Genomic DNA, 25,842 nt, shown 5'->3' on the forward strand with positions numbered 1-25,842 from the left:
GATGCAATGTGATCCGCCGGACCGGATGTGCTACAAGAACATCGAATTCCCCGCCGTACGGAACCGGAGTCGACCATGCCCTACGCCGTCCCCCAGGCCCAGCACGCCGACCGTGTACTCGGCGCGCTCGCCGGACGCCTGCCCGCGCCGGCCGATTCCGCGCGCCTCGTGTCGTCGTGGCAACGTTCGCTGGAGCGCTACTGTCTCGATCCCGCTTCGTCGATCGGCCCGCGCGTGCTGACCGCGTCCGAGCTGCGCGAAGTGCGCGACAAGGAGGAAGCTTTCCTGCGCGCGTCGGGCCAATGCCTGACGCGGCTGCACGACATGATCCGCGTCGCCGACTACTGCGTGATGCTGACCGACGCGCACGGCGTGACGATCGACTACCGGATCGACCGCGAGCGCCGCAACGACTTCCGCCATGCCGGGCTGCACATCGGCTCGTGCTGGTCGGAAAGCGAGGAAGGAACGTGCGGCGTCGCGAGCGTGCTGACCGATCTCGCGCCGATCACCGTGCACAAGACCGATCACTTTCGCGCGGCGTTCACGACACTCACCTGCAGTGCAGCGCCGATCTTCTCGCCGGGCGGCGAACTGATCGGCGTGCTCGACGCGTCGGCCGTCCATTCGCCCGACGGCCGCGACAGCCAGCGCCTCGTCTACCAGCTCGTGCGGCAAAGCGCGGCGCTGATCGAGGACGGCTACTTCGTGCACAGCACCGCGCAGCACTGGATATTGTTCGGGCATCCGAACCGTCACTACGTCGAAGCGCAACCCGAGTGGCTGATCGCGTTCGACGAATGCGGCAATATCGTCGCCGCGAACCGGCAGGCCCGCGACGCGCTGCCGGCGCTGCGCGAACCGCGCCATATCGACGAGATCTTCGACGCAACCGAGATGCCGCTGCGCGATGCCGCGCGGCTCGACACGATCGTCGCGCTGCGGCTGCGCGCGACCGGCGCACCGCTCTATGCGCGGCTGCGTGCGCCGCTACGACGCGCCGGCCGCGAGCCCGGCACGGTATCGCGGCGCGCGGGCACCGCGCCACGCCACGTCGGCGCGCTGACGCCGTTCCTGCACAGCAGCGACGCGCACATCGCGCAACAGGCGGAGCTCGTGCTGCGGGTCGCGAGCAAGCGGCTGCCGATTCTCGTGCTCGGCGAGACCGGTGCGGGCAAGGAAGTATTCGCGCGCGCGATCCACGACGCCGGTGCGCGGCGCGCGCGGCCGTTCGTCGCCGTCAACTGCGGCGCGCTGCCGGAAGCGCTGATCGAGAGCGAACTGTTCGGCTATGCGGCCGGCGCGTTCACCGGCGCACGCAAGCACGGCGCGCGCGGCAAGATCGCGCTTGCCGACGGCGGCACCCTGTTTCTCGACGAAATCGGCGACATGCCGCTCGCGCTGCAGACACGGCTGTTGCGCGTGCTCGCCGGCGGCGAGGTCGTGCCGCTCGGCAGCGACACGCCCGTGCGCGTCGACCTCGACGTGATCTGCGCGACGCACCGCGATCTCGCGCGCATGGTGGCCGACGGCACGTTCCGCGAAGATCTGTATTACCGGCTGAGCGGCGCGACGTTCGAACTGCCGCCGCTGCGCGAGCGCGCAGACGTGCGCGACGTGATTGCCGCCGTGTTCGCCGAGGAAGCGCAGGCGACCGGCCACGTACTCACGCTCGACGCGACGCTCGCCGAACAGCTCGCCGCCTATCCGTGGCCCGGCAACGTACGGCAGCTGCGCAACGTGCTGCGCTATGCGTGCGCGGTGTGCGACACAGCGCGCGTGACGCGGCGCGACCTGCCGGCCGACCTCGCCGCACAGCTCGGCGGCGCCCCGGCCGGCGCACTGCCCGACGACGAGCGCGGCCGCATCGTCGCGGCGCTCACCGCGCACCGCTGGCGGCCCGACGCGGCCGCGCAGGCGCTCGGCATCTCGCGCGCGACGCTGTACCGGCGGATCGCGAAACACCGGATCGTCGCGCCGCACCGCGCTTGACGCGCGGGCGCGACCGGCATCATGCCGCGTGCGCGGCCGCTTCGCTTGCGTTCCCGGCCCCACCGGCCGCTTCGTCGCGCCGCGCGAACACCTCGTGCGCGGCGAACAGCGCGTTGAGCGCGGCCGGGAAACCGGCGTAGACGGCCATCTGCATGAACACCTCGACGATCTCGTCGCGCGTGCAGCCAACGTTCAGCGCGGCCTCGATATGCACCTTCAACTGCGGCTGCGCATTGCCGAGCGCGGCCAGCGCCGCGATCGTCGCGATCTCGCGCGCTTTCAGATCGAGCTGCGGCCGGCTATAGATGTCGCCGAAACCGAACTCGACCAGGAGCCGCCCGAAATCCGGCGCGATCGGTGCAAGCGCCGCGATCACGCGTTCGCCCACTTCGCCGTCGATTTCCTTCAGTTTGTTCCAGCCGCGCGTATAACGATCTTCAACGAGTTGTTCCATCGTGTCCGTCCTGTTCCGATTGAGAGTGAGAAGGTGTCGCCCGTCGTTCCGTATCGCGTTCCCGCGCCTCGTAGTACGCGATCTTGTCGCCGATCGCGTCGAGGCTCGCCTGCAGTTCCGCGATATGCACCCGCACCGCGTCGCGATGCGCAACCAGCAACCGGCGCCGCGCACCGAACGTCGGCTCGCCTTGCGCGCGCAGCGCCGCGAACTGCTGCATCTGCGCGATCGGCATGCCGGTCGCCTTCAGGCGCATCACGAACGCCAGCCAGTCAAGGTCGGCCGGCGCATAGAGCCGGTGCCCGGCCGCCGTGCGCGAAATCGCGCGCAGCAGGCCGGCCTGCTCGTAATACCGCAGCGTATGCGTCGACACGCCGGTCAGCTCGGCGACTTGCCCGATCGTCAGCGGACCGGCGGCGGAAGGTTTGGATACGGTTTTCGACATGGCAGGAACAAGGTTAGGAGTTAGAGTTCACTCTAAGTCAAGCCCTGTCGAACAGCCAGCGTCGCGATAACCCGCGATTCCCCCTCGACACCGTAAAGAATGGTCAAAAACGCCGCCCGGCGCGGCTCTCGGCCTTTACAGCGACGCAAGCCTTCAGCAAGATTCGGTCAGCCTGTCTTAAAAAGGGCACGCATTTGTCCTATGCTTAACGGCGACGCCCGGCCAGGTCTCGCCCCGCCGTCCGTTGCAACAGCCACCATCCGTCAGAACCAGGGAGCCTTTGCCATGCTGAAAAAGCTGCTGATGCTGTTCGTCGCGCTATCGCTGTCGCTCGCCGCAGGCTTTGCCGCGGCCGTCGAAGTCAACACGGCCGACCAGGCCGCGCTCGAAGCCGTGAAGGGTCTCGGGCCCGTCAAGTCGAAGGCGATCATCGACGAACGCACCAAGAACGGCCCATTCAAGGACGCCGACGATCTCGCAAATCGGGTAAAGGGCCTCGGCACGAAATCGGTCGGGCATCTCGAGGAAAACGGCCTGACGATCGGCGGCTCGTCGACGCCGCCGAAAGGCGTGAAGCTGTCGAAGCCGGCCGCGACGACGTCGGCCACCACATCGGCAACGACGTCGGCAGGCACCGCATCGACGTCCACGACCGCGACCGCCGGCACGGCGGCTACGGCGCCGGCCCCGGCGGCAAGCGCGCCGGAAGCGGCAACGAAGCCGGCGAAGACCAAGCGCGCGTCGAAGAAGGAAAAGGCGGCAGCGGCCGCAGCGGCATCCGCCGACGCGGGTGCGAGCGCACCGGCCGCAGCGTCGTCCGCGAAGGCGGCGAAGGGTTCGAAGAAAAAGAGCAAGAAGGACAAGGCAGCCTCCGCCGCCGCGGCGTCGGGCGCCTGATGTGCGCCGCGCGCGCGACGGCGTGCGCGCGGCATTCGTTCAACGGGCGCCCTTATTGCGGCGCCCTTATCGGTAAAGGTGAAGAACCATGGGTCTCCTCGACATCGTAGGCGGTCTGATCGGCGGCCAGGCCGGCGGCAACTCGCAAAGCGCGCTCATCGCGACCGCGCTCGAATTCATCAACAACCAGCCGGGCGGCCTAAACGGCCTGATCGAGAAGTTCAAGGCAGGCGGCGCCGGCGACATCATCGGCTCGTGGGTCGGCACCGGCCAGAACCAGCCGATCTCGCCGGACGCGCTGCAGAACGTGCTCGGCTCGGACGCGATCGGCGCGCTGGCAAGCAAGTTCGGCGTCGACCCGTCGATGGCATCGACCGTCCTCGCGCAGGTGCTGCCGCACGTCGTCAACCACGCGACGCCGGACGGCGCGGTGCCGGCCGATGGCCAGGCCCAGGTCGACCCGTCGAACGTACTCGGCTCGCTGTCGCAGCTCGCGGGCATGTTCGGCGGCAACAAGCAGGGCTGAAGCAGCACCGCTTCACGGCCCAATCGGGCCGCTCCATATGCAAACACCCCGCCGAGGCGGGGTGTTTGTTTTTGCGCGCCCGGCGCGAACCGGGCGTGCGGCCAGTGGCCGGCGTTCAGTGAACGACGCGGTCGAACACGAACTTGCCGTCGTTGATGTCGACCGGAATCACGTCCTTCGGACCGAAGCGGCCCGCGAGGATGAGCTTCGCGACCGGGTTCTCGATCTCCTGCTGGATCGCGCGCTTCAGCGGCCGCGCGCCGAACAGCGGATCGTAGCCGACCTTCGCGATCTGCTCGAGCGCCGCTTCCGACACGTCGAGCGCCATGTCGAGCTTCGCGAGCCGGTCGTGCAGGCGCGCCAGCTGGATCTTCGCGATCGACTCGATGTTGCTGCGGTCGAGCGCATGGAACACGACGACGTCGTCGATCCGGTTCAGGAACTCGGGGCGGAAATGCTGCTTCACCTCGAGCCACACCGCGTCCTTGATCTCGTCCTGCGGCGCACCGGTCATCGCCTGGATCACCTGCGAGCCGAGGTTCGACGTCATCACGATCACCGTGTTCTTGAAGTCGACCGTGCGCCCCTGCCCGTCCGTCATGCGGCCGTCGTCGAGCACCTGCAGCAGCACGTTGAACACGTCCGGATGCGCCTTCTCGATCTCGTCGAGCAGGATCACGCTGTACGGCTTGCGGCGCACGGCTTCCGTCAGGTAGCCGCCTTCCTCGTAGCCGACATAACCCGGCGGCGCGCCGATCAGCCGCGCGACGCTGTGCTTCTCCATGAACTCGCTCATGTCGATGCGGATCAGGTGCTCTTCCGAATCGAACAGGAACGACGCCAGCGCCTTGCACAGCTCCGTCTTGCCGACACCCGTCGGGCCGAGGAACAGGAACGAGCCGTACGGACGGTTCGGATCGGCGAGACCCGCGCGCGAACGGCGGATCGCATCGGCCACCGCGCTGATCGCCTCGTCCTGGCCGACCACGCGCTCGTGCAGCTTTTCCTCGATGTGCAGCAGCTTCTCGCGTTCGCCCTGCATCATCCGCGACACGGGAATTCCCGTCGAACGCGACACGACTTCCGCGATTTCCTCGGCGCCGACCTGCGTGCGCAGCAGGCGCGGACGCGTCGGGTTGTGCTGCTCCTGCTCTTCGGCCTGCGTGACCTGCTTCAGTTGTGCCTCGAGCTGCGGCAGCTTGCCGTACTGCAGCTCCGCGACCTTCTCCAGCTTGCCTTCACGCTGCAGCCGCGCGATGTCCGCCCGCGCCTTCTCGATCTCTTCCTTGAGCTGCGCGCTGCCCTGCACCGCGGCCTTCTCGGCGGTCCAGATTTCCTCGAGATCCGAATACTCGCGACCGAGCCGCTCGATCTCTTCCTCGATCAGCTGCAGGCGCTTCTGCGACGCTTCGTCCTGCTCCTTCTTCACGGCTTCGCGCTCGATCTTCAGCTGGATCAGCCGGCGGTCGAGCTTGTCCATCTCTTCGGGCTTCGAATCGATTTCCATCTTGATCTTCGAAGCGGCTTCGTCGATCAGGTCGATCGCCTTGTCGGGCAGGAAGCGGTCGGTGATGTAGCGGTGCGACAGCTCGGCCGCGGCAACGATCGCCGGGTCGGTGATGTCGACGCCGTGGTGCAGTTCGTACTTCTCCTGCAGCCCGCGCAGGATCGCGATCGTCGCCTCGACGCTCGGCTCGTCGACGAGCACCTTCTGGAAACGGCGCTCGAGCGCGGCATCCTTCTCGATGTACTTGCGGTATTCGTCGAGCGTGGTCGCGCCGATGCAGTGCAGCTCGCCGCGCGACAGCGCCGGCTTCAGCATGTTGCCCGCATCCATCGCGCCTTCGGCCTTGCCCGCGCCGACCATCGTGTGGATCTCGTCGATGAAGACGATCGTCTGGCCTTCGTCCTTCGCGATGTCGTTGAGCACGGCCTTCAGGCGCTCCTCGAACTCGCCGCGGTACTTCGCGCCGGCGAGCAGCGCGGCCATGTCGAGCGACAGCACGCGCTTGCCCTTCAGCGTCTCGGGCACTTCGCCGTTGACGATCCGCTGCGCGAGCCCTTCGACGATCGCCGTCTTGCCGACGCCCGGCTCGCCGATCAGCACCGGGTTGTTCTTCGTGCGGCGCTGCAGGATCTGGATCGAGCGGCGGATTTCGTCGTCGCGGCCGATCACCGGATCGAGCTTGCCCGAACGGGCGCGCTCGGTCAGGTCGACCGTGTACTTCTTCAGCGCCTCGCGCTGGCTTTCGGCATCCTGGCTGTGCACCTGCGAGCCGCCGCGCACCGCCGCGATCGCGGCTTCGAGCGCCTTGCGCGTGAGGCCGTGCTGACGCGCGAGCTTGCCGGCGTCGCCCTTGTCGTCGGACACGGCGAGCAGGAACATCTCGCTCGCGATGAACGTGTCGTTGAGCTTCTGCGCTTCCCTGTCGGCCTGGTTCAGCAGCCCGGCCAACTCGCGGCCGATCTGGATGTCGCCGCCCGTGCCCGTGACTTGCGGCAGGCGCGAGATCGCTTCGTTCAGCGCGCCTTGCAGCGCCTGCACATGAACACCCGCGCGCGACATCAGCGAACGGGCGGAACCGTCGTGCTGCGCGACCAGCGCCGCCAGTACGTGAACGGGTTCGATGTATTGATTGTCGCGGCCTGCCGCAAGGCTTTGCGCGTCCGAGAGTGCTTCCTGGAACTTGGTGGTGAGCTTGTCGATTCTCATTTTGTCGAGACCTCCAATTTTCGATTAACACCAAGATGAGGATGGTTATGCGGCTTTCAAGCGAAATTCGGGTTGATTCAGCGCAAAAATCGCTGGATGGCAATGCCGCGGCCCAGAGGCGGGACGCGGCCGGATCGCGGGACGCGGTGCTCGCGTGTCAGCCGGCCGTCGACGGCGGCTCGACGGGCGCAGGCGATTCGTCCGGTGACGGTGCGGTGCGCACGAGCGCGACCGGGCGGATGCCGAGCAACGCAGCAAGCGGCGACGCGGGTTCGACCAGTTCGCCGAGCGTGTGACGATCGAGCTCGGCGAAGAACGCATCGCGCGCGGCCGCCAGCACCCCCTTCAGGCGACACTGCGGCTCGATCACGCAGCCGCGCGACTCGCTGCCGTCGGTCGAAAAACAGCCGACCAGCGCGAAGTCGTTCTCGGTCGCGCGCACGACCTGGCCGACCGTCAGCAGCAGCGATTCGGGGAACAGCCGCAGCCCGCCGTTGCGGCCGCGGACCGTGTCGACCCATCCCAACTCGCCGAGCTGCTGCACGACTTTCATCAGATGGTTCTTCGAGATGCCGTAGGCGTCCGAGATCTCCTGGATCGTCGCGAGCCCCTCGCCGCGCACGGCAAGGTACAGCATCACGCGCAGCGAATAATCGGTGTAGTCGGTGAGTCTCATGGGCGAATACGGAAAAGATCGATCGTGCCCCGATTGCGCGGGCCGGGCCGGCCGGGACGCGCGCCGGGCCGGCTGACGGTCCCGTTCCGCGGCCCCGGGTTGCCCGGATGGCGCGAGCACAATAAGATGCGTTGCATCCGCACGTTTTCCAGGGGTTGTTGGACGCTATTTTGCGTCAAAATCCTGCCGGCGTCCTGCGCGTTGCCCGCGCCGCCGCTTCGTCGTTGCCTCGATCTCCCGGCCCTTTTTGCCATGACCGCCCTGCCTGCCTCGCCCGAAACCGCCCCGGCCCGCCCTCGCGATGCCGAGCCGACCGAAGACAACATCCGCGATCTCGTCTACGCGTTCTACGACCGCGTGCGCGCCGATCCGCTGCTCGGGCCCGTGTTCGACGCGAAGCTGGCCGGCCGCTGGGACGACCATTTGCCGAAGATGGTCACGTTCTGGTCGAGCCTCGTGCTCGGCACCAAGGGCTATCGCGGCAACGTGCAGCAGGCGCACCAGCCGCTCGACGGGATCGAGCCGGCCCATTTCAGCCGCTGGCTGTCGCTGTTCCTGAAGACCGTCGAGGCGCGCTACGCGCCGCCTGCGGCGATCCGCTTCATGGAACCCGCGCTGCGGATCGCGCAAAGCCTGCAGTTGAGCCGGTTCGGCTGGGATTACCGGATTCCGCCCGAGCAGCAGGCGCTGCTCGATGCGATCGCGCCGCGCCGCCGCGACGCGGGCGACGATCCGCACGCATTGCCGTCGCGTGCCCGCGGCGAACCGTTTCCGACGAAGATCATCGGGCGCAGCGCCGATCCGGACGCGTAACGCGCACACATCGCGCGCGACGTTTGCGCACATGCGGCACATCGCCGCACCGCGCGGACGCCGCGCTCAGCGCGGCGTGTTGCCCGATTCGACGCCCCAGCGCGCGAGCGCCGCATCGTCGGTGCTGCGCGCATCGACCCAGCGCTCGCCGTCAGGCGTCGTTTCCTTCTTCCAGAACGGCGCTTCGGTCTTCAGGTAGTCCATCACGAATTCGCACGACGCGAACGCATCGCCGCGATGCGCGGCGACCGTCGCCACCATCACGATCTGGTCGAGCGGCAGGAGCCTACCGACCCGATGCACGATTGCGACGTCGACGCCCGGCCAGCGCCGGCAGGCCTCGGCGGCGATCTTCTCGAGCGCCTTCTCGGTCATCCCCGGATAGTGCTCGAGCTCCATCGCGGCGACCGAATCGCCTTCGTTCAGGTCGCGCACGGTGCCGACGAAGCACGCGATCGCGCCGATCTTCGGATTGCGCGCGCGTAATGCCGCGACTTCGGCGTTCAGATCGAAGTCGTCGGTCTGGATTCGTATCGTTGCCATCACACGCTCCGGTCCCATGCCAAGCTCAACCGCCCGTCACCGGCGGAAAGAACGCGACCTCGCAGCCCTCGGTGAGCCGCGTGTCGGGATCGGTCATCTCGTGGTTGCACGCCATGCGCAATGCGCGCCCTTCGGCGAGCGTCTCGGCCCACGCACCGCCGCGCACGCGCAGCCACGCGCGCACGTCGCCGACGGTCGTTACGCTGTCCGGCACGTCGGCCTGCTCGTCGGCGACGCCCAGCGCTTCTCGTACGCTTGCAAAAAATTTCAGCTGAATCTTCATGGTTCGGGAAGCCGCCGCGTTACGACAGCAATTCGGAAAACGGAATGAAACGAACGGTCTCGCCTGCGCTGATCGCGTGCTGCGGCGGATTGTCGATCAGGCCGTCGCCCCAGACCGTCGACGTCAGCACCGCCGAGCTCTGGTTCGGGAACAGATCGAGGCCGCCGGCCGCATTGACGCGTGCGCGCAGGAATTCGTTGCGCCGGTCGCCCTTGCCTTGCGAAAAGTCGGCGCGCAGCGACAGCGCGCGCGGCGCGACGTCGCGCACGCCGGACAGGCGCAGCAGGAACGGCCGCACGAACAGCAGGAACGTGACGAAGCTCGATACGGGGTTGCCGGGCAGCCCGATGAAGTGCGCATCGGGGCGATCGTCGCCGCGCCGCACCGCGCCGTACGCGAGCGGCTTGCCGGGCTTCATCGCGATCTGCCACAGCGCGAGCCGCCCTTCGGACTCGACGGCCGGCTTCACGTGATCCTCGTCGCCGACCGATACGCCGCCGCTCGTCAGGATCACGTCGTGATCGCGCGCGGCCTCGCGCAGCGTGTCGCGCGTCGCGGCGAGCGAGTCGGGCACGATCCCGTAGTCGGTCACGTGGCAGCCGAGCCGCTCCAGCAGCCCGCGCAGCGTGAAGCGGTTCGAGTTGTAGATCGCGCCGGGCTTCAGCGGCTCGCCCGGCATCGTCAGCTCGTCGCCGGTAAAGAACACCGCGACGCGAATCCGCCGTGCGACCGACAGTTGCGCGCAGCCGACCGATGCGGCAAGGCCGAGCGCCTGCGGCGTGAGCCGCGTGCCGGCCGGCAGGATCACCGCGCCCTGCCGGATGTCCGCGCCCTGCGCGGTGATCCATTCACCGGCCTTCGGCGTATGCAGGATCTCGACCGCATCGCCGTCGGCCGACGTCTGCTCCTGCATCACGACGGCGTCGGCGCCCGGCGGCACCGTCGCGCCGGTGAAGATCCGCGCGGCCGTCCCGGCCGCGAGCGGCACGGCCGGATGACCGGCCGGAATCCGCTGCGATACCGGCAGACGCCGCTCGCCGTGCAGCAGGTCGGCGACGCGCACCGCATAACCGTCCATCGCGCTCGTATGCATCGGCGGCACGTCGAGCGGCGAGCTCACGTCGGCCGCCAGCACGCGGCCGAGCGCGTCGAGCGTGGCGACGGTTTCGGTGCCGGGCAGCGGCTTCGCGGCATCGAGCAGCGCGGCGAGCGCCTCGGCGGTCGACAGCATCGGCGCGCGCGGCGCCGCGGGATTCGGGTTCGACATCGATGGAATCGGGGAACGTTGGAGTCAATACCTCATTGTAGCGACGCCGTCGCGCGGGCGCGCGATATGGCGGACATGCGAGAACTGTGATCGTCGCGAACGCGCGGGTCTGGCACCTGTTTCGCGCGACGTTCGGCTGCAGACGCGCGGCGGGCTGCCGAACGCCTGCATATCGCAGTACCGCTGCACCGCATCGCCAAACGAAACGGCCGGAACCCCGATCCGTTCGACGAATCAGCATTCCGGCCGTCCTGCGCAGCCGGGCCCGCGGGCCCGGCCGTGCGTCATGCGCCCGTGTGCGCGGCGATGAAGTCCTTCACCTGCTGCGCGTCGGCCTTCACGACCTCGAAGCGCTGCGGCAGCGCCTCGAGCCCGTCGAATGCGGCCGGCCGCTCGGCTTCGCGATCGAGCGCTTCACGGATCGTCTCGCCGAACTTGATCGGTTGCGCCGTCTCGAGCACGACCATCGGCACGCCTGCGTCGAGATGTTCGCGCGCAACCTTCACGCCGTCGGCCGTGTGCGTATCGATCATCGTGTCGTAGCGCGAGAACACGTCGCGGATCGTCGCGATGCGGTCCGTGTGGCTGCTGCGGCCCGACACGAAGCCGAACTCCGCGACGCGCGCGAAATCGCCGCTCGCCGCGAGGTCGAAGCCGCCCTTCTCCTCGACATCGCGGAACAGCTGCATCACGCGCGCCGGATCGCGGCCGAGCAGGTCGAACACGAAGCGCTCGAAGTTCGACGCCTTCGAGATGTCCATGCTCGGGCTGCTCGTGTGATACGTGTTCTCGGCGCTGCGCACGCGATACGCGCCCGTGCGGAAGAACTCGTCGAGCACGTCGTTCTCGTTGGTCGCGACCACGAGCTTCGCGATCGGCAGCCCCATCATCCGCGCGATGTGGCCTGCGCATACGTTGCCGAAGTTGCCGGACGGCACCGTGAACGACACGCGCTCGTCGTTGGACTGCGTCGCCGCGAAATAGCCCTTGAAGTAGTACACGACCTGCGCGACGACGCGCGCCCAGTTGATCGAGTTGACCGTGCCGATCTTCTGCTGCGCCTTGAACACGTGATCGTTCGACACGGCCTTCACGATGTCCTGGCAGTCGTCGAACACGCCTTCGACCGCGAGGTTGAAGATGTTCGGATCCTGCAGGCTGAACATCTGGGCCGTCTGGAACGCGCTCATCTTCTTGTGCGGCGACAGCATGAACACGCGCACGCCGGCCTTGCCGCGCATCGCGTATTCGGCCGCGCTGCCCGTGTCGCCCGACGTCGCGCCGAGAATGTTCAGCGCTTCGCCGTGCTTCGCGAGCGTGTACTCGAACAGGTTGCCGAGCAGCTGCATCGCCATGTCCTTGAACGCGAGCGTCGGGCCGTTCGACAGTTCGAGCAGCGAGATCGGCGCACCGTTCTCGGTGCCGAGCGTCTTCAGCGGCGTGATGTCGGCCGCGTTCTCGCCGTGGCGCGTGTTGCTGTATACGTCGGCCGTATACGTGCGGCGCGTGATCGCGCGCAGATCGTCGGCCGGCACGTCGTCGCAGAACTTCGACAGGATCTCGAACGCGAGATCCGCGTACGGCAGCGCGCGCCAGCGCGCGAGCTCGTCGGTGGACACCTTCGGATACTCGGCCGGCAGGTAGAGCCCGCCGTCCTTCGCGAGACCGCCGAGCAGGATGTCGGAGAACGTATGGCGCTCGCCGATGCCGGCGCCGCGCGTGGAGATGTAGTTCATGTCGCCCTCAGTCCTCAATTCAGCGCTTCCATGCGCAGCTTCGTCACCTTCGACACGACCGTCGCGAGGCTTTCGATTTGCGCGATCGCTGCGTTGACGTTCTTCTCGAGCGTCTCGTGGGTAATCAGGATGATGTCGGTTTCGCCGTTCGCGCCGTCGACCTGCTCCGATTCCTTCTGCAGCAGCGCGTCGATCGAAATGCCCGATTCGGCGAGGATGCGCGTGATGTTGGCGAGCACGCCGGTCTGGTCGGCCACCCGCAGGCGCAGGTAGTAGCCGCTCGTGACTTCCTCGATCGGCAAAATCGGCGTGTTCGACAGGCTATCGGGCTGGAACGCGAGGTGCGGCACGCGATGCTCGGGGTCGGCCGTATGCAGGCGCGTGACGTCGACGAGATCCGCGACCACCGCCGACGCGGTCGGCTCCGCGCCCGCGCCCTTGCCGTAGTACAGCGTGGTACCCACCGCGTCGCCGTGCACGACGACCGCGTTCATCGCGCCTTCGACGTTCGCGAGCAGGCGCTTTTCCGGGATCAGCGTCGGGTGCACGCGCAGCTCGATGCCGCTTTCGGCGCGGCGCGCGATGCCGAGCAGCTTGATCCGGTAGCCGAGTTCTTCCGCGTAGCGGATGTCGGTTGCGTCGAGCTTGCTGATGCCCTCGACATACGCGCGATCGAACTGCACCGGCACGCCGAACGCGATCGCGCTCATGATCGTCGCCTTGTGCGCGGCGTCGATGCCTTCGATGTCGAAGGTCGGATCGGCTTCCGCGTAGCCGAGCTCCTGCGCGGCCTTCAGCGCGGTCGCGAAGTCGAGCCCGCGGTCGCGCATTTCCGACAGGATGTAGTTCGTCGTGCCGTTGATGATGCCCGCGATGTACTGGATGCGGTTCGCGGTCAGGCCTTCGCGCAGCGCCTTGATGATCGGGATGCCGCCGGCGACGGCCGCCTCGAACGCGACCATCACGCCCTTCGCGCGCGCGGCCTCGAAGATCTCGGTGCCGTGCACCGCGAGCAGCGCCTTGTTCGCCGTCACGACGTGCTTGCCGTTCGCGATCGCGCGCAGCACGAGCTCGCGCGCGATGCCCGTGCCACCGATCATCTCGGCGATGATCGCGATCGACGGATCGTCGACGACCGAATTGAAATCGTCGGTGATCTGCGCGGCGCCGGCATCGCCGCCGAGCGCAGCCTGCGCCTTGGCAGGGTTGCGCACGGCAATGCGCGTCACCTCGATGCCGCGCCCCGCGCGTCGCTTGATTTCTTCCTGGTTGCGGCGCAGCACCGTGAAGGTGCCGCTGCCCACCGTGCCGAAGCCCAACAGGCCAACTTTGATCGGTTCCATGCTGCGTGTGATCGATGAGTAAGAAGTAATGGGTTCCGTGTGGTCCTGTCCGCTCAGACCGAATGGCGCTTGCGGTAGCCGTCGAGGAAGCGTGCGATCCGGTTGATCGAATCGGTCAGGTCGTCGAGGTTCGGCAGGAAGACCACGCGGAAGTGGTCCGGCGTCGCCCAGTTGAAACCCGTGCCCTGCACGAGCAGCACGCGCTCTTCGAGCAGCAGGTCGAGTATGAACTGCTGATCGTTCTGGATCGGATAGATTTTCGGATCGAGGCGCGGAAACATGTACAGCGCGGCCTGCGGCTTCACGCAGGTCACGCCCGGAATCGACGTGAGCATGTCGTAAGCGAGCTCGCGCTGCTTGTACAGGCGCCCGCTCGGCACGATCAGCTCGTTGATGCTCTGGTAGCCGCCGAGCGCCGTCTGGATCGCGAACTGCCCCGGCACGTTCGCGCACAGGCGCATCGACGACAGGATGCCGAGCCCTTCGAGGTAATCCTTCGCGCGCCGGCGGTTGTCGCCGCCGAGGCCCGACACGGCCATCCAGCCCGCGCGGTAGCCGCACGAGCGATAGCTCTTCGACAGGCTGTTGAACGTGACGGTGATCACGTCCTCCGACAGCGAGCCCATCGCCGTGTGCTCGAGGCCGTCGTAGACGATCTTGTCGTAGACCTCGTCGGCAAACACGATCAGCCCGTGCTGGCGCGCGATCTCGAGCAGCTCCAGCAGCAATTCGTCGGAATAAAGCGCGCCCGTCGGGTTGTTCGGGTTGATCACGACGATCGCCTTCGTGTTCGGCGTGATCTTGCGGCGGATGTCGTCGAGATCGGGCATCCACGCGTTCTGCTCGTCGCACATGTAGTGCACGGGCGTGCCGCCCGACAGGCTCACCGCCGCCGTCCACAGCGGGTAGTCGGGCGCAGGCAGCAGCACTTCGTCGCCGTCGTTCAGCAACGCCTGGGTCGCCATCACGATCAGCTCGGACGCGCCGTTGCCGATGTAGATGTCGTCGAGGCCGACGCCCACGACGCCCTTTTCCTGCGTGTAGTGCATCACGGCCTTGCGGGCCGAGAACACGCCTTTCGAATCCGAATAGCCCGACGACGCCGGCAGGTTGCGGATCATGTCCTGGATGATCTCGTCCGGTGCGTCGAAGCCGAACGGCGCGAGGTTGCCGATGTTCAGCTTGATGATGCGGTGGCCTTCTTCCTCGAGGCGCTTCGCGTGCTCGAGCACCGGGCCACGGATGTCGTAGCAGACGTTGAGCAGCTTGTTCGACTTCTGAATCGGTTTCACGACGACACGGTTCCTGGGTTGGCCTTGCGGCCGGGGGGCGGGATCAAAACTGGAAAGCGGCCGGTCTGTGCGCGCTGTCTAGACTGGGAAAAAGCGGGCGATCGGGCGCGGCTTGTGGCAGCGCGCGATGCAAGTGGCGCCCGTGGGCGACCAAAAAGTTATAATTTAGCGGATTTTGGCCGACTTTCGCAATGCACCATAGCCGCGCCGGGCCCGCGCCGTCAGGCGTCCCGCGTGCACAGGCGCGCGAAACCGGCCGCCCCGGGCCCGTGCGGCCCTGCAACACATTCCCCTACGGAACCGCGGAATACCGATTTGAAACTGCACCAGGACGCGAGCGGCGCGCTCAACACCGTCACCGGCTACGGCCCCGATTATGTCGACGTCAATCTCGAACGCCATGAAACGAGCGTCATCGTGCTGCCCGGCGCGCCGGTCCAGGCATGGCCCGTGTCGTCGTTCGACGCGCTCGCGCCCGAGCATTTCGCGATGCTGCTCGACCCGACGCCCGAACTCGTGATCTTCGGCAGCGGCGCGCGGCTGCGCTTCCCGCACCCGCGGCTGGTCGCCGCGCTCACGGCCAGGCGGATCGGCGTCGAGACGATGGATTTCCAGGCCGCGTGCCGCACCTACAACATCCTGATGGCCGAGGGCCGCAAGGTCGCCGCTGCGCTCTTAATTGAACGTTAATCCCCGATGCGGTAAAACTCGGGCCGGCGCAGCGGGTCGATCCCCGGATCGGCCCGGCCAGGCCGCCCGCCCCCGGCGCAATCCGCCGGCGGCCCGTCACAACAACCAACAGGCTGAAAACCCATGAACGATACGCCGTCGAGGCTACCGCTCAATCGCATCACGCTCGTCCTCCTGCTCGTCGCGCTCGCGATCGTCTGGTTCGCGCCGCTCGGGCTGCGCCACCTGATCCCGAGCGACGAAGGCCGCTACGCGGAGATGGCGCGCGAGATGTTCGTCACCGGCGACTGGATCACGCCGCGCTACAACGGCTACAAGTACTTCGAGAAGCCGCCGCTGCAGACCTGGCTGAACGCGCTGACGTTCGCGTGGTTCGGCATCGGCGAATGGCAGGCGCGCCTCTACACGGCCGTCGTGAGCTTCGCCGGCGTGCTGCTCGTCGGCTTCACCGGCGCGCGCCTGTTCAACCCGCTGTCGGGCTTCCTCGCCGCCGTCGTGCTCGCGAGCTCGCCGTACTGGAACCTGATGGGCCACTTCAACGCGCTCGACATGGGGCTCGCGTTCTGGATGGCGCTGTCGCTGTGCTCGCTGCTGCTCGCGCAGCGGCCCGGGCTGCGCCCGGCCGCAGTGCGCGGCTGGATGTGGGCGTGCTGGGCCGCGATGGCGTTCGCGGTGCTGTCCAAGGGCCTCGTCGGGCTGATCCTGCCCGGCGCCGTGCTCGTGCTCTACACGCTGATCGCGCGCGACTGGGCGCTGTGGAAGCGCCTGTATCTCGTCAGCGGCCTCGTGATCTTCTTCGCGATCGTCACGCCGTGGTTCGTGCTCGTCCAGCAGCGCAACCCCGAGTTCTTCAACTTCTTCTTCATCGTCCAGCAGTTCCGCCGCTACCTGACCCCGGAGCAGAACCGCCCGGGGCCGCTGTACTACTTCGTGCCGGTGCTGCTGGTCGGCTTCCTGCCGTGGCTGTCGGTCGCGTGGCAGAGCATCCGCCATGCGCTGCGGATGCCGCGCCAGCCGAACGGCTTCTCGCCGATGCTCGTGCTGCTGATCTGGAGCGCGTTCATCTTCCTGTTCTTCAGCGCGTCGCATTCGAAGCTGATCTCGTACGTGCTGCCGATCGCGCCGGCGCTCGCGCTGATCGTCGGCGCGTACCTGCCGCTGGTGTCGGCCGACCGGTTCCGCCGCCACCTGCTCGGCTACCTCGTGTTCTTCGTCGCCGCGGCATTCGGGATCATCTTCCTCGCGTACCAGGGCGATGCCCGCACGCCGAACGCGCTGTACCGCGCGTTCCAGATGTGGCTGTACGCGGGCCTCGCGATCGCGGCCGCGCTGACGCTCGCGGCCGCGTGGCTGAACCGCCGCGCGGGCGTGGCCGCCGCGATCGCCGCGTTCGGCGCCGCCTGGCTCGCGTTCGGCACGATCGGCGGCACCGGGCACGACGAGTTCGGCCGCTACAGCTCGGGCGCGCAACTCGCGCCCGCCGTGCGCGCCGAACTGGCAAAGCTGCCGCCCGACACGCCGTTCTACTCGATCGAGATGCTCGATCACACGTTCCCGTTCTATATGGGCCACACGACGATCATGGTTCAGCGCCAGGACGAACTCGCGTTCGGGATCTCGGTGGAGCCGAACAAATGGATTCCGACCGTCGACGAATGGATCACGCGCTGGAAACAGGAAACCCATGCGCTCGCGATCATGCCACCCGGCCAGTACGACGCGCTGGTCAAGCAAGGCGTGCCGATGCGCGTGATCGCGCGCGACAACCGCCGCGTGATCGTCGAGAAACCGCAATCGTAAGGACGCCCGCCGCATGAATCCCGTTTCGTTCGTCTGCATCATCACCGGCGTGATGCTCAACGCCTGTGCGCAACTTCTGCTGAAAGCCGGCGTCAACGCCGTTGGACACTTCGAATTCAGCCGTGCGAACATCATCCCGGTCGGCCTGAAGATCGCGACCCAGTTGCCGATCATCGGCGGCCTGAGCTGCTACGTGCTGAGCGTCGTCGTCTGGATCCTCGGGTTGTCGCGGGTCGACGTGTCGATCGCGTACCCGATGCTGTCGCTCGGCTACGTCGTCAATGCATTCGCGGCCTGGTACCTGTTCGGCGAGGTGCTGTCGGTCCAACGGCTCGTCGGCATCGGCATCATCCTGATCGGGGTGCTCGTGCTTGCACGAAGCTGAGCATGCCTCGCGGCGTTAAGCGTCTGCCTACAAAAAATCACGGTACGAATCCGCCAACCGGTGTTTAATGCCGGTTTCGGACGGGATTGCCCGACCCTTTTATTACACGCCATTACAGGCCAAAGCGTTCATGAGCCAGACTACCGCTCCGTTTCTGCCGTTCACCCGCCCCGAGATCGATGAGGAAACCATCCAGGGCGTCGTCGAAGTGCTGCGCTCGGGCTGGATCACCACCGGCCCGCAGTGCCAGAAATTCGAAGCGGCGCTGTCCGAATACTGCGGCGGCCGTCCGGTCCGCGCGTTCAACTCGGGCACCTGCACGCTCGAGATCGGCCTGCGCATCGCGGGCGTCGGCGCCGGCGACGAGGTGATCACGACGCCGGCGTCGTGGGTCTCGACCAGCAACGTGATCCTCGAGACGGGCGCGACGCCCGTGTTCGCCGACATCGATCCCGTCACGCGCAACATCGACCTCGACAAGCTCGAGCAGGCGATCACGCCGCGCACGAAGGCGATCATCCCCGTCTACCTGGCCGGCCTGCCGGTCGACATGGACCGCCTGTACGCGATCGCGCGCGCGCACAACCTGCGCGTGATCGAAGACGCGGCGCAGGCGCTCGGCTCGACGTGGAACGGCAAGCGCATCGGCGCGATCGGCGACATCGTGTCGTTCAGCTTCCACGCGAACAAGAACCTGACGACGATCGAAGGCGGCGCGCTCGTGCTGAACAACGAGGACGAGGCGACGCTCGCGCAGAAGTACCGGCTGCAGGGCATCACGCGCACGGGCTTCGACGGGATGGACTGCGACGTGCTCGGCGGCAAGTACAACCTGACCGACGTCGCCGCGCGCGTCGGCCTCGGCCAGCTGCCGCACCTCGAGCGCTTCACCGCGCAGCGCCGTGCGCTCGCGCGCGCGTATTTCGCCGCGTTCGACGGTAGCCCGGCCGCGAAGCTCGGCGTCGGCCTGCCGGTCGCCGAATTCGAGAACGGCAACTGGCACATGTTCCAGATCACGCTGCCGCTCGAGCGGCTGTCGATCCCGCGCGCCGAGTTCATGGCGCAGATGAAGGAACGCGGCATCGGCACGGGCGTCCACTACCCGGCGATCCATCTTTTCACGCTGTACCGTGCGCGCGGCTTCAAGGAGGGCATGTTCCCCCACGCCGAACGGTACGGCGCGTCGACCGTCACGCTGCCGCTGTTCACGCAGATGACGGAGGGCGACGTGCGTCGCGTGGTCGACGCCATCAACCAGATTTGCGAACAATACGGAAAATAAGCGTACATGAGTCACCTAGAAGCACGCGCCGGGCATCCGGGCGCCGGGCAACCGGAAGTATCGGTCATCATCCCCGTGTACAACGAGGAAGACGGCCTCGCCGCGCTGTTCGCGCGGCTGTATCCGGCGCTCGACGCACTCGACACGTCATACGAAGTGATCCTGATCAACGACGGCAGCCGCGACCGCTCGGCCGCGATGCTCGCCGACCAGTTCCACGTGCGCCCCGACACGACTCGCGTCGTGCTGCTCAACGGCAACTACGGCCAGCACATGGCGATCCTCGCGGGCTTCGCGCAGTCGCGCGGCGAGATCGTCATCACGCTCGACGCCGACCTGCAGAACCCGCCCGAGGAAATCGGCAAGCTGATCGCGAAGATGCGCGAGGGCTACGACTACGTCGGCTCGATCCGCAAGCAGCGCCAGGACAGCCTGTGGCGACGCAAGGCGTCGCAGATGATGAACCGGCTGCGCGAGCGCATCACGCGCATCAAGATGACCGACCAGGGCTGCATGCTGCGCGCGTACAGCCGCCGCATCATCGACACGATCAACGTGTGCGGCGAAGTCAACACGTTCATCCCGGCGCTTGCCTATACGTTCGCGCAGAAGCCGACCGAAATCGAGGTCGCGCACGAGGAGCGCTTCGCGGGCGAGTCGAAGTACTCGCTGTACAGCCTGATCCGGCTGAACTTCGACCTCGTGACGGGCTTCTCGGTCGTGCCGCTGCAGTGGCTGTCGTTCATCGGCGTGATCCTGTCGCTCGGCTCCGCCGCGCTGTTCGTGCTGCTGCTCGTGCGGCGCTTCATCGTCGGCGCGGAAGTGCAAGGCGTGTTCACGCTGTTCGCGATCACGTTCTTCCTGCTCGGCGTGATCATCTTCGCGCTCGGCCTGCTCGGCGAATACGTCGGCCGCATCTACCAGCAGGTGCGCGCACGGCCGCGCTACCTGATCCAGGCCGTGCTCGAGCAGCACGACGGCATGCCGGCGGTGCCGGCCGGCGAGAACCGCGCAGGAGCCGCGCAATGAAGCCGCGCGCGGTCGTCTTCGCGTATCACAACGTCGGCGTGCGGTGCCTGCAGGTGCTGCTCGCGCGCGGCGTCGACGTCGCGCTCGTCGTCACGCACGAGGACAACCCGAACGAGAACATCTGGTTCGGCAGCGTCGCGTCCGTCGCGGCCGAGCACGGCATTCCGGTCGTCACGCCGGCCGATCCCGCCGATCCGGCGCTGCGCCGCGCGGTATCGGACGCGCAGCCGGATTTCATCTTCTCGTTCTACTATCGGCACATGCTGCCGGCGGACCTGCTCGCGATCGCGCCGCGCGGCGCGTACAACATGCACGGTTCGCTGCTGCCGAAATACCGGGGTCGGGTACCGACCAACTGGGCCGTGCTGAACGGCGAGACCGAAACCGGCGCGACGCTGCACGAAATGGCCGCGAAACCCGACGCGGGCGCGATCATCGGCCAGACCGCGGTGCCGATCCTGCCGGACGACACGGCCACGCAGGTGTTCGACAAGGTCACGGTGGCCGCCGAGCAGACGCTCTGGCGCGTGCTGCCCGCGCTGCTCGCGGGCGAGGCGGCGCACCTGCCGAACGATCTCGCGACCGGCAGCTACTTCGGCGGGCGCAAGCCCGAGGACGGCCGCGTCGACTGGTCGAAGCCGGCAGCGCAGGTCTACAATCTGGTGCGTGCGGTCGCGCCGCCGTATCCGGGCGCGTTCACGGACGTCGGCGGCACGCGTTTCGTGATCGCGCGCGCGCGCCTCGCGGCGCCCGGCAGCGCGGCAGCGGCCGCCGCGGCAGATTTGCCGCCCGGCCTGCACGTAAGCGATAATGCGCTATTCGGCGTCTGCGGCGACAGCCGCGCCCTATCCATTCTCGAGCTGTGGCAGCAGCGCGACGGCAGCGAAACCGTCGTGACGCCCGCGGAATTCGCGCAGTTCATTCATTCTTCCCGTCATTCATGAAAGCAAAAAAAGTCCTGATCCTGGGTGTGAACGGCTTCATCGGCCATCACCTGTCGAAGCGCATTCTTGAAACCACCGATTGGGAAGTGTTCGGCATGGACATGCAGACCGATCGGCTTGGCGACCTCGTCAACCACGAGCGGATGCATTTCTTCGAAGGCGACATCACGATCAACAAGGAGTGGGTCGAGTATCACGTGAAGAAGTGCGACGTGATCCTGCCGCTCGTCGCGATCGCGACGCCCGCCACCTACGTCCAGCAGCCGCTGCGCGTGTTCGAGCTCGACTTCGAGGCGAACCTGCCGATCGTGCGTTCGGCCGTCAAGTACGGCAAGCACCTCGTGTTCCCGTCGACCTCCGAGGTCTACGGCATGTGCTCGGACGAGCAGTTCGACCCGGACGCATCGGCCCTCACCTACGGCCCGATCAACAAGCCGCGCTGGATCTACGCGTGCTCGAAGCAGCTGATGGACCGCGTGATCTGGGGCTACGGGATGGAAGGCCTGAACTTCACGCTGTTCCGCCCGTTCAACTGGATCGGCCCGGGCCTCGACTCGATCTACACGCCGAAGGAAGGCAGCTCGCGCGTCGTCACGCAGTTCCTCGGCCACATCGTGCGCGGCGAGAACATCAGCCTCGTCGACGGCGGCTCGCAGAAGCGCGCGTTCACCGACATCGGCGACGGCATCAGCGCGCTGATGAAGATCATCGAGAACAAGAACGGCGTCGCATCGGGCAAGATCTACAACATCGGGAATCCGAAGAACAACTTCTCGGTTCGCGAGCTCGCGCACAAGATGCTCGAACTGGCGGCGGAATTCCCCGAGTACGCCGATTCGGCCAAGCAGGTGAAGCTCGTCGAAACGACGTCCGGCGCCTACTACGGCAACGGCTACCAGGACGTGCAGAACCGCGTGCCGAAGATCGACAACACGATGCAGGAACTCGACTGGGCGCCGCAAGCGACGTTCGACGACGCGCTGCGCAACATCTTCGAAGCGTATCGCGGCCACGTCGCCGACGCGCGCGCGCTCGTCGAACAGCAAGGCTGACCGGGACGCTCGCTTGGCTCGCATCGTCCTCAAGATCGACGTCGACACGCTGCGCGGCACGCGCGAAGGCGTGCCGAACCTCGCGCGCATCTTCGACCGCTTCAGTGCGCGCGCGACCTTCCTCTTCAGCCTCGGGCCCGATCACACGGGCTGGGCGCTGCGGCGCGTGTTCCGCCCCGGCTTCCTGAAGAAAGTGTCGCGCACGTCGGTGGTCGAGCACTACGGCGTGAAGCAGCTGATGTACGGCGTGCTGCTGCCGGGCCCCGACATCGGCCGCCGTGCGATCTCCAACATGCGCGCGATCCACGAGGCCGGCTTCGAATGCGGGATCCACACGTGGGATCACGTGTACTGGCAGGACAACGTCCGCGTGCGCGATCGCGACTGGACCGCGCGTGAAATGCAGAAGAGCCATGCGCGCTTCATCGAGATCTTCGGCACGCCGCCCGTCACGCACGGCGCGGCCGGCTGGCAGATGAACGACTCCGCGTTCGAGCAGATCGATGCATGGGGGATGCGCTACGCATCCGACGGCCGCGGCCATTCGCCGTACCTGCCCGTCGTCGGCGGCCGCACGCTATCGCACGTGCAGATGCCGACGACGCTGCCCACGCTCGACGAAGTGCTCGGCATCGACGGCGTCGACACGCATAACGTCGCCGCGCACATCCTCAGGTTCACCGAAACCAATCCGCACGACCAGGTGTTCACGCTGCACGCGGAACTGGAAGGCCAGAAGCTCGCGCCCGTGTTCGAGCAACTGCTCGCCGGCTGGCGCGCGCAAGGCCACACGTTTGCGACGATGGGCGACTACCACGCGACGCTGGACCGCGACTCGCTGCCATCGTACCCTGTCACGTGGGGCGAAATCCCCGGCCGCTCCGGCGAACTGATCGTCCAGCCCGACTGAGTTCGCACGCGAGCCGGCGTCGCCCGCCGCGCCCTTGCGGCGCGCTGCCGCGGCGCCCCGCCGAACCGCGCCGCAGCGGCGCCTTTCCATAACAACAGGAGAAACACGTGTCTGTCGAAGTTGACCGTCAAGTTCCCGATTTCACCGCACCGGCCACGGGCGGCGACATTTCGCTGTCCGACCTGAAGGGCAAGAAGCTCGTGCTGTACTTCTATCCGAAGGACAACACGCCGGGCTGCACGACCGAAGGGCTGCAGTTCCGCGATCTCTATCCGAAGTTCAAGAAAGCCGGTGCGGAAGTCATCGGCGTGTCGCGCGACAGCCTGCGCTCGCATGACAATTTCAAGGCAAAGCTCGAACTGCCGTTCCCGCTGATCTCCGATGCCGACGAAGCGCTGTGCGCGCTGTTCGATGTCATCAAGATGAAGAAGATGTATGGCAAGGAAGTGCGCGGAATCGAGCGCTCGACGTTCCTGATCGACGCCGACGGCGTACTCCGTCAGGCATGGCGCGGCATCAAGGTGCCGGGTCATGTGGACGACGTGCTAAGTGCTGTACAAGCGCTTTGAGGCGCGTTATATTGGGCCGCAATGAATGCCAGTTCGCCCCATATTTCTCGTAGCTGCGCCGGTGCTCGATGCGATGCTTCCCGGCACCTGACGCGCATCACGACGGTATCAGCCGAGCCGCATGCCCCTGTCGACGGGGCAGCGGCTTTTTTTATGGATTGCGCGCCGGCCCTCGGTCCGGCCCTCACCCCGTCAAGGAGCTGATCGACACTTAGGCGAACCGGCTAGACGAAATTCCTGTGCGCCACCGCGCGCAAACTGCATGCGTCTACGTCACGCAGGATGCGATCAGCGGCGCACGCCTTGCGACACGATTCCTCCCGAGGGACACCATGCCTTTGCCTACTCCCCCCAGCAAGCTCGGCAGCCTTCTGCCGCCCGACGAATACAAGGCGAAAGCGCGGCCCGCGAAAGCCGCGAAGAAATCCGCCGAAGGGGACGCATCCACAGCCGGTGACTATGGTCCGGCCAGCGTGGCCCAACCGATGATCGAAGCCGCGAACACGGCCGCGCCGCTGCGCGCCGTCGCGTCTTCGGCGCAAGATGCCGCGAGCGCACCCGCCCGCGGCCGCAAGACCAGGCAGACGGCCGCACTGTTGCAGCCGATGCCGGCGCCCGCCGCCCCCGCGGCGCCGGTCGTCGCGCGCCACGACAAACCGGCCGCCGACAAGCCGGCCGCGGCTCCCGCGCGCGATGCCGGCGCGGCGACGAAATCGCGCGGCCGCAAGCCCGCCGACGCCGAACTGCAGAAGCTGTTCGTGCTCGACACCAACGTGCTGATGCACGACCCGAGCAGCCTCTTCCGCTTCGAGGAACACGACGTCTATCTGCCGATGATGACGCTCGAGGAACTCGACAACCACAAGAAGGGGATGTCCGAAGTCGCGCGCAACGCACGCCAGGTTAGCCGCACGCTCGACGCGCTCGTCGCCGATGCAGGCGCGATCACGGCCGGCATCCCGCTGTCGCGCCTCGGCAGCCGCGAGGCGCTCGGCCGCCTGTACTTCCAGACGAAGCTCGCCGACATCGCGCCAATCGAAGGCTTGCCCGCAGGCAAGGCCGACAACCAGATCCTCGGCGTCGTGCGCGCGCTGCAGCGCGACCGGCCCGACCGCCAGGTCGTGCTGGTGTCGAAAGACATCAACATGCGGATCAAGGCGCACGCGCTCGGCCTGCCGGCGGAAGACTACTTCAACGACCAGGTGCTGGAGGACTCGGATCTCCTCTACAACGGCGTGCGCGAACTGCCGCAGGACTTCTGGACCAAGCACGCGAAGGGCATGGAGAGCTGGCAGGACACGAAGACGGGCACCACGTACTACCGCGTGACGGGCCCGCTCGTCGCGTCGATGCTCGTCAACGAGTTCGTCTATCTCGAGCCGCAGAACGGCGAACCGACGTTCCACGCGATCGTCCGCGAGCTGAACGGCAAGACGGCGCTGCTGCAGACGCTGCGCGACTACAGCCACCACAAGAACAACGTGTGGGGCATCACCGCGCGCAATCGCGAGCAGAACTTCGCGCTGAACCTGCTGATGAACCCCGAGATCGACTTCGTCACGCTGCTCGGCCAGGCCGGCACCGGCAAGACGCTCGTCGCGCTCGCGGCCGGCCTCGCGCAGGTGCTCGACGACAAGCGCTACAACGAGATCATCGTGACGCGCGCGACCGTGCCCGTCGGCGAGGACATCGGTTTCCTGCCCGGTACCGAGGAAGAGAAGATGCAGCCGTGGATGGGCGCATTCGACGACAACCTCGAAGTGCTGCAGAAGACCGACGATGCCGCCGGCGAATGGGGCCGTGCCGCGACGCAGGAACTGATCCGTTCGCGCCTGAAGGTGAAGAGCATGAACTTCATGCGCGGCCGCACGTTCGTCGACAAGTACCTGATCATCGACGAGGCGCAGAACCTGACGCCGAAGCAGATGAAGACGCTCGTCACGCGCGCGGGCCCCGGCACGAAGATCGTGTGCCTCGGCAACATCGCGCAGATCGACACGCCTTACCTGACCGAAGGCAGTTCGGGCCTGACCTACGTCGTCGACCGCTTCAAGGGCTGGGGCCACAGCGGCCACGTGACGCTCGCGCGCGGCGAACGCTCGCGGCTCGCCGACTACGCGTCGGACATCCTGTAACGCGGCAGGCCGGCTTTCGACGCATCGCGGCGCTCCGTTTCCGGAGCGCCGTTTTTATTTGGGGTC

Annotated in this window: 24 protein-coding genes and 1 pseudogene; 14 read left to right on the plus strand and 11 right to left on the minus strand. The window is 66.9% G+C overall.

Translation table 11 applies throughout. The features are described from left to right. Window positions 1-75 precede the first annotated feature (75 nt). Window positions 76-1,992, plus strand: a complete 1,917-nt coding sequence (locus ACPUER_RS07350) for a sigma-54-dependent Fis family transcriptional regulator (protein WP_425130755.1) — start codon at window positions 76-78, stop codon at window positions 1,990-1,992. A gap of 19 nt (window positions 1,993-2,011) precedes the next feature. On the opposite strand, the gene ACPUER_RS07355 is transcribed toward ACPUER_RS07350, so the two are convergent. After that, window positions 2,012-2,446 (minus strand): carboxymuconolactone decarboxylase family protein, encoded by a 435-nt coding sequence (locus ACPUER_RS07355; protein ID WP_175960926.1) that lies wholly within the window; start codon window positions 2,444-2,446, stop codon window positions 2,012-2,014. Continuing rightward, a complete protein-coding gene (locus tag ACPUER_RS07360; protein WP_175960928.1) occupies window positions 2,430-2,891 on the minus strand; it encodes a MerR family transcriptional regulator in 462 nt (153 codons plus the stop codon). The genes ACPUER_RS07355 and ACPUER_RS07360 overlap by 17 nt, the downstream gene beginning before the upstream one ends. Window positions 2,892-3,176: 285 nt before the next feature. On the opposite strand from ACPUER_RS07360, the gene ACPUER_RS07365 reads away from it, so the two are divergent. Together ACPUER_RS07365 and ACPUER_RS07370 are read left to right on the plus strand one after the other, a co-directional pair. Continuing rightward, on the plus strand, window positions 3,177-3,788 hold the full coding sequence (locus tag ACPUER_RS07365; protein WP_425130756.1) for a ComEA family DNA-binding protein: 612 nt from the start codon (window positions 3,177-3,179) through the stop codon (window positions 3,786-3,788). A gap of 88 nt (window positions 3,789-3,876) precedes the next feature. Continuing rightward, a complete protein-coding gene (locus ACPUER_RS07370) occupies window positions 3,877-4,314 on the plus strand; it encodes a YidB family protein (RefSeq protein ID WP_425130757.1) in 438 nt (145 codons plus the stop codon). Between the two features lie 115 nt (window positions 4,315-4,429). Here ACPUER_RS07370 and clpB read toward each other — a convergent pair whose 3' ends face one another. Both clpB and ACPUER_RS07380 read right to left on the minus strand, forming a co-directional pair. Continuing rightward, complete coding sequence (clpB, locus tag ACPUER_RS07375; protein ID WP_425130758.1) at window positions 4,430-7,027, minus strand: ATP-dependent chaperone ClpB; 2,598 nt, start codon at window positions 7,025-7,027, stop codon at window positions 4,430-4,432. A 157-nt stretch (window positions 7,028-7,184) separates the two neighbouring features. Further along, window positions 7,185-7,703 (minus strand): Rrf2 family transcriptional regulator, encoded by a 519-nt coding sequence (locus ACPUER_RS07380; RefSeq protein ID WP_310141339.1) that lies wholly within the window; start codon window positions 7,701-7,703, stop codon window positions 7,185-7,187. A 252-nt stretch (window positions 7,704-7,955) separates the two neighbouring features. Between ACPUER_RS07380 and ACPUER_RS07385 the strand changes: the two genes are divergently transcribed. Continuing rightward, window positions 7,956-8,516, plus strand: a complete 561-nt coding sequence (locus ACPUER_RS07385; RefSeq protein ID WP_072437207.1) for a group III truncated hemoglobin — start codon at window positions 7,956-7,958, stop codon at window positions 8,514-8,516. Between the two features lie 66 nt (window positions 8,517-8,582). On the opposite strand, the gene moaE is transcribed toward ACPUER_RS07385, so the two are convergent. From moaE to ACPUER_RS07415, 6 genes are all read right to left on the minus strand, one after another. Beyond that, window positions 8,583-9,059 (minus strand): molybdopterin synthase catalytic subunit MoaE, encoded by a 477-nt coding sequence (gene moaE, locus ACPUER_RS07390; protein ID WP_310141335.1) that lies wholly within the window; start codon window positions 9,057-9,059, stop codon window positions 8,583-8,585. Between the two features lie 25 nt (window positions 9,060-9,084). Then, complete coding sequence (gene moaD / locus ACPUER_RS07395) at window positions 9,085-9,342, minus strand: molybdopterin converting factor subunit 1 (RefSeq protein ID WP_011352296.1); 258 nt, start codon at window positions 9,340-9,342, stop codon at window positions 9,085-9,087. A gap of 19 nt (window positions 9,343-9,361) precedes the next feature. Continuing rightward, entirely contained in the window at window positions 9,362-10,609 is a 1,248-nt protein-coding gene (glp, locus tag ACPUER_RS07400) for a gephyrin-like molybdotransferase Glp (protein ID WP_105392289.1), read from the minus strand. A 284-nt stretch (window positions 10,610-10,893) separates the two neighbouring features. Then, the gene (gene thrC / locus ACPUER_RS07405) at window positions 10,894-12,345 is read right to left on the minus strand and encodes a threonine synthase (RefSeq protein ID WP_175960936.1); all 1,452 of its coding nucleotides are present in this window, start codon (window positions 12,343-12,345) and stop codon (window positions 10,894-10,896) included. 14 nt (window positions 12,346-12,359) lie between these two features. Then, window positions 12,360-13,688 carry a homoserine dehydrogenase gene (locus tag ACPUER_RS07410; RefSeq protein ID WP_425130759.1) on the minus strand — a complete coding sequence of 443 codons (1,329 nt, stop codon included), beginning with the start codon at window positions 13,686-13,688 and terminating at the stop codon, window positions 12,360-12,362. A 53-nt stretch (window positions 13,689-13,741) separates the two neighbouring features. Continuing rightward, window positions 13,742-14,980, minus strand: coding sequence for a pyridoxal phosphate-dependent aminotransferase (locus ACPUER_RS07415; RefSeq protein WP_425130760.1), 1,239 nt, complete (start codon window positions 14,978-14,980; stop codon window positions 13,742-13,744). Window positions 14,981-15,295: 315 nt separating this feature from the next. Here ACPUER_RS07415 and ACPUER_RS07420 point away from each other — a divergent pair, with 315 nt between their 5' ends. The 9 genes from ACPUER_RS07420 (at window position 15,296) to ACPUER_RS07460 (ending at window position 23,641) form a co-directional block, all read left to right on the plus strand. Beyond that, window positions 15,296-15,670, plus strand: a complete 375-nt coding sequence (locus tag ACPUER_RS07420; protein ID WP_034181247.1) for an Mth938-like domain-containing protein — start codon at window positions 15,296-15,298, stop codon at window positions 15,668-15,670. A gap of 123 nt (window positions 15,671-15,793) precedes the next feature. Further along, window positions 15,794-17,470 carry a glycosyltransferase family 39 protein gene (locus ACPUER_RS07425; protein WP_347064008.1) on the plus strand — a complete coding sequence of 559 codons (1,677 nt, stop codon included), beginning with the start codon at window positions 15,794-15,796 and terminating at the stop codon, window positions 17,468-17,470. Window positions 17,471-17,483: 13 nt separating this feature from the next. Next, window positions 17,484-17,855, plus strand: coding sequence for an SMR family transporter (locus tag ACPUER_RS07430; RefSeq protein ID WP_034181245.1), 372 nt, complete (start codon window positions 17,484-17,486; stop codon window positions 17,853-17,855). Between the two features lie 130 nt (window positions 17,856-17,985). Beyond that, window positions 17,986-19,137, plus strand: coding sequence for a DegT/DnrJ/EryC1/StrS family aminotransferase (locus tag ACPUER_RS07435; protein WP_175960942.1), 1,152 nt, complete (start codon window positions 17,986-17,988; stop codon window positions 19,135-19,137). A gap of 6 nt (window positions 19,138-19,143) precedes the next feature. After that, window positions 19,144-20,166, plus strand: a complete 1,023-nt coding sequence (locus tag ACPUER_RS07440) for a glycosyltransferase (RefSeq protein WP_072437199.1) — start codon at window positions 19,144-19,146, stop codon at window positions 20,164-20,166. After that, the gene (locus ACPUER_RS07445; RefSeq protein ID WP_425130761.1) at window positions 20,163-21,110 is read left to right on the plus strand and encodes a formyltransferase; all 948 of its coding nucleotides are present in this window, start codon (window positions 20,163-20,165) and stop codon (window positions 21,108-21,110) included. Before ACPUER_RS07440 ends, ACPUER_RS07445 begins: the two co-directional genes overlap by 4 nt. After that, a complete protein-coding gene (locus ACPUER_RS07450) occupies window positions 21,107-22,162 on the plus strand; it encodes a bifunctional UDP-4-keto-pentose/UDP-xylose synthase (protein WP_425130762.1) in 1,056 nt (351 codons plus the stop codon). Before ACPUER_RS07445 ends, ACPUER_RS07450 begins: the two co-directional genes overlap by 4 nt. Before the next feature lie 13 nt (window positions 22,163-22,175). After that, a complete protein-coding gene (locus ACPUER_RS07455) occupies window positions 22,176-23,072 on the plus strand; it encodes a polysaccharide deacetylase family protein (protein ID WP_175960945.1) in 897 nt (298 codons plus the stop codon). Between the two features lie 107 nt (window positions 23,073-23,179). Continuing rightward, the gene (locus ACPUER_RS07460; protein ID WP_006756046.1) at window positions 23,180-23,641 is read left to right on the plus strand and encodes a peroxiredoxin; all 462 of its coding nucleotides are present in this window, start codon (window positions 23,180-23,182) and stop codon (window positions 23,639-23,641) included. 192 nt (window positions 23,642-23,833) lie between these two features. On the opposite strand, the pseudogene ACPUER_RS07465 reads toward ACPUER_RS07460, so the two are convergent. Then, window positions 23,834-24,078 (minus strand): annotated as a pseudogene (locus ACPUER_RS07465) (hypothetical protein); the annotation flags it as partial. Between ACPUER_RS07465 and ACPUER_RS07470 the strand changes: the two are divergent. Continuing rightward, entirely contained in the window at window positions 23,974-25,776 is a 1,803-nt protein-coding gene (locus ACPUER_RS07470) for a PhoH family protein (RefSeq protein WP_425130763.1), read from the plus strand. The pseudogene ACPUER_RS07465 and the gene ACPUER_RS07470 overlap by 105 nt on opposite strands. The last annotated feature ends 66 nt before the right edge of the window (window positions 25,777-25,842 follow it).

The sequence above is a fragment of the Burkholderia sp. DN3021 genome (assembly GCF_049805555.1).
Lineage (GTDB): Bacteria > Pseudomonadota > Gammaproteobacteria > Burkholderiales > Burkholderiaceae > Burkholderia > Burkholderia pyrrocinia_C.

Coding starts and splice junctions, on each gene's coding strand:
- ACPUER_RS07350 (WP_425130755.1), top strand. CDS start 76: ATGCCCTACGCCGTCCCCCAGGCCCAGCACGCCGACCGTGTACTCGGC.
- ACPUER_RS07355 (WP_175960926.1), bottom strand. CDS start 2,446: ATGGAACAACTCGTTGAAGATCGTTATACGCGCGGCTGGAACAAACTG.
- ACPUER_RS07360 (WP_175960928.1), bottom strand. CDS start 2,891: ATGTCGAAAACCGTATCCAAACCTTCCGCCGCCGGTCCGCTGACGATC.
- ACPUER_RS07365 (WP_425130756.1), top strand. CDS start 3,177: ATGCTGAAAAAGCTGCTGATGCTGTTCGTCGCGCTATCGCTGTCGCTC.
- ACPUER_RS07370 (WP_425130757.1), top strand. CDS start 3,877: ATGGGTCTCCTCGACATCGTAGGCGGTCTGATCGGCGGCCAGGCCGGC.
- clpB (WP_425130758.1), bottom strand. CDS start 7,027: ATGAGAATCGACAAGCTCACCACCAAGTTCCAGGAAGCACTCTCGGAC.
- ACPUER_RS07380 (WP_310141339.1), bottom strand. CDS start 7,703: ATGAGACTCACCGACTACACCGATTATTCGCTGCGCGTGATGCTGTAC.
- ACPUER_RS07385 (WP_072437207.1), top strand. CDS start 7,956: ATGACCGCCCTGCCTGCCTCGCCCGAAACCGCCCCGGCCCGCCCTCGC.
- moaE (WP_310141335.1), bottom strand. CDS start 9,059: ATGGCAACGATACGAATCCAGACCGACGACTTCGATCTGAACGCCGAA.
- moaD (WP_011352296.1), bottom strand. CDS start 9,342: ATGAAGATTCAGCTGAAATTTTTTGCAAGCGTACGAGAAGCGCTGGGC.
- glp (WP_105392289.1), bottom strand. CDS start 10,609: ATGTCGAACCCGAATCCCGCGGCGCCGCGCGCGCCGATGCTGTCGACC.
- thrC (WP_175960936.1), bottom strand. CDS start 12,345: ATGAACTACATCTCCACGCGCGGCGCCGGCATCGGCGAGCGCCATACG.
- ACPUER_RS07410 (WP_425130759.1), bottom strand. CDS start 13,688: ATGGAACCGATCAAAGTTGGCCTGTTGGGCTTCGGCACGGTGGGCAGC.
- ACPUER_RS07425 (WP_347064008.1), top strand. CDS start 15,794: ATGAACGATACGCCGTCGAGGCTACCGCTCAATCGCATCACGCTCGTC.
- ACPUER_RS07430 (WP_034181245.1), top strand. CDS start 17,484: ATGAATCCCGTTTCGTTCGTCTGCATCATCACCGGCGTGATGCTCAAC.
- ACPUER_RS07435 (WP_175960942.1), top strand. CDS start 17,986: ATGAGCCAGACTACCGCTCCGTTTCTGCCGTTCACCCGCCCCGAGATC.
- ACPUER_RS07440 (WP_072437199.1), top strand. CDS start 19,144: ATGAGTCACCTAGAAGCACGCGCCGGGCATCCGGGCGCCGGGCAACCG.
- ACPUER_RS07445 (WP_425130761.1), top strand. CDS start 20,163: ATGAAGCCGCGCGCGGTCGTCTTCGCGTATCACAACGTCGGCGTGCGG.
- ACPUER_RS07450 (WP_425130762.1), top strand. CDS start 21,107: ATGAAAGCAAAAAAAGTCCTGATCCTGGGTGTGAACGGCTTCATCGGC.
- ACPUER_RS07470 (WP_425130763.1), top strand. CDS start 23,974: ATGCCTTTGCCTACTCCCCCCAGCAAGCTCGGCAGCCTTCTGCCGCCC.